Source organism: Pseudorhodoplanes sp. (assembly GCF_035565855.1).
GTDB lineage: Bacteria > Pseudomonadota > Alphaproteobacteria > Rhizobiales > Xanthobacteraceae > Pseudorhodoplanes.
The window spans coordinates 1-2,271 of record NZ_DATMRX010000089.1 but is presented as its reverse complement, the minus strand read 5'-3'; the positions used below and the strand labels follow the sequence as shown (position 1 = coordinate 2,271).

At 63.0% G+C, this 2,271-nt stretch carries 3 protein-coding genes; all 3 read left to right on the top strand.

Going from position 1 to position 2,271, the window contains the following annotated elements; genetic code table 11:
• A partial coding sequence (locus VN004_RS04950; protein ID WP_325607602.1) for an ATPase, T2SS/T4P/T4SS family occupies window positions 1–433 on the top strand: 433 nt, incomplete at its 5' end.
• A 13-nt stretch (window positions 434–446) separates the two neighbouring features.
• On the top strand, window positions 447–1,421 hold the full coding sequence (locus VN004_RS04945; RefSeq protein WP_325607600.1) for a type II secretion system F family protein: 975 nt from the start codon (window positions 447–449) through the stop codon (window positions 1,419–1,421).
• A gap of 7 nt (window positions 1,422–1,428) precedes the next feature.
• A partial coding sequence (locus tag VN004_RS04940; protein WP_325607598.1) for a type II secretion system F family protein occupies window positions 1,429–2,271 on the top strand: 843 nt, incomplete at its 3' end.

Sequence of the window (2,271 nt, the reverse complement as noted above, 5' to 3'; positions counted from 1 at the left end):
CCTGTTGCAGGCGATGAACACCGGCCACGACGGCTCGATGGGCACGCTGCACGCCAACAGCCCGCGCGAAGCCCTATCGCGTATCGAATCCATGATTACGATGGGCGGCTATGCACTGCCGTCCCGCACCATCCGCGAAATGATCGTGGCCTCCGTCGATGTCGTGCTGCAGGCGGCGCGCCTGCGCGACGGCTCGCGCAAGATCACCCACATCACCGAGGTGCTCGGCATGGAAGGCGACGTCATCATCACGCAGGACCTGTTCGTCTACGACATCACCGGCGAGGACGCTCACGGCAATATCATCGGCCGGCATCGCTCCACCGGAATCGGCCGGCCCAAGTTCTGGGATCGGGCGCGTTATTACGGCGAGGAGAACCGGCTTGCCGCGGCGTTGGACGCCTCGGAAGTCGTCGGGCTGGAGGGGCGATGAGGCTCGATCCGCCATGACGATACAGACGCTCGCCGTCTTCTGCATGGTTTCGGTCGCCATCGGCGGCCTCGCCTGGGTGTTCATCTATCCGCTGATGTCCGGCGAGCGCCAAGCCGAGCAGCGGCGCGCCAGCGTGGCGCGCATCGAGCCGGTCGCGCGCGTCAGCCGGCAGCAGCAGCGCTCCCGCCGCGAACAGGTCGAGGAAACGCTGAAAGAGCTCGACATCAGGGCGCGCAAGTCGAAGAGCCTGCCGCTGCAGATGAAGATCGACCAGGCCGGCTTGTCCTGGTCGAAGCAGAAATTCATCGTGGTTTCCTGCGGGCTGGGTTTGGCGGTCCTCGTGCTGGCGTTCGTTTTCGGCCTGGGTCTGCTGCCGGGGCTTGCCTTTGCCTTTGCCGCCGGCGCGGGTGCGCCGTTGTGGATGCTGACCTATCTCAGGAAGCGCCGTGAAAAGAAGTTTCTCGAAAGCTTCCCGGACGCGGTGGACGTTGTCGTGCGCGGCATCAAGGCGGGTTTGCCGCTGATCGACAGCCTTCGCATCATTGCGATGGAATCGCAGGAGCCGCTTAAAGGCGAGTTCCGCTCGGTCATCGAGACGCAGGCCATCGGCATGCCGTTGGGCGATGCCTGCATCAAGCTCTACGAGCGCATGCCGCTCCCCGAGGTCAACTTCTTCAGCATCGTCATCGCCATCCAGCAGAAATCGGGCGGCAATCTCGCCGAGGCTCTCGGCAATCTTTCGCGCGTCTTGCGCGATCGCAAGAAGATGCGCGCCAAGATCCAGGCGATGTCGATGGAGGCCAAGGCCTCCGCGACGATCATCGGCGCGTTGCCCGTGATCGTTGCATTCCTCGTTTTTGTCACCAGCCCGAAATACATCGAGTTGCTTTGGACGGAGGAGCTGGGCCGCATGATGCTGGCGGGATGCGCCGTGTGGATGAGCACGGGCGTCTTCGTGATGAAGAAAATGATCAACTTCGACTTCTGAGCCGGCCATGCTCGATCTTTTTCTCGACAAGCTGCATGACACCACGTTCGTGGCGATGCTGCTGGCCAGCATCGCCGCCGCCGCCACGGTGCTGACGCTCGCGATGCCGCTCATGTCGCCGGATACTCTCGGCAAACGCATGAAGTCTGTGGCGCTGGAGCGCGAGAAAATCCGCCAGCGCGAACGCGAACGGCTGGCGCGCGGCGAAAGGCAGCGTGTCGCGCTGCGGCCGACGCCCAAGCAATACATGCAACGGGTCGTCGAACAGCTCAACCTGACCAAGTGGCTGGCGCAGGAGGAAGCCCGCGCCAAGCTGGTTCAGGCGGGCTTCCGCGGCCAGGCACCCTACGTCGCCTTCCTGTTCTTCCGCATGATGACGCCGCTTGTCCTGTTCCTGTTTGCGCTGTTCTATCTGTTTGTCGTCGTGCGCCTGGAATTGCCGGCGACGATCAAGATCGTCATCTGCCTGGCCGCTGCTTATCTCGGCATGCAGGTGCCGTATCTGTTCCTCAAGAATCAGATTGCCAAGCGGCAGCTTTCGATCCGCCGCGCGTTCCCCGATGCGTTAGACCTGCTATTGATCTGCGTCGAATCCGGCATGTCGATCGAAGCCGCGTTTCGCAAGGTCAGCGCGGAAATCGGTTCGCAGTCGGTCGCGCTTGCCGAGGAGCTGACGCTGACCACGGCTGAGCTGTCCTATCTGCAGGAGCGCCGGCAGGCCTACGAGAACCTGGCGATACGCACCAACATCGACGGGATAAAGTCGGTTTGCACGGCGTTGCAACAGGCCGAGCGCTACGGCACGCCGCTTGCGCAGACGCTGCGGGTGATGGCGCAGGAAAACCGCGAC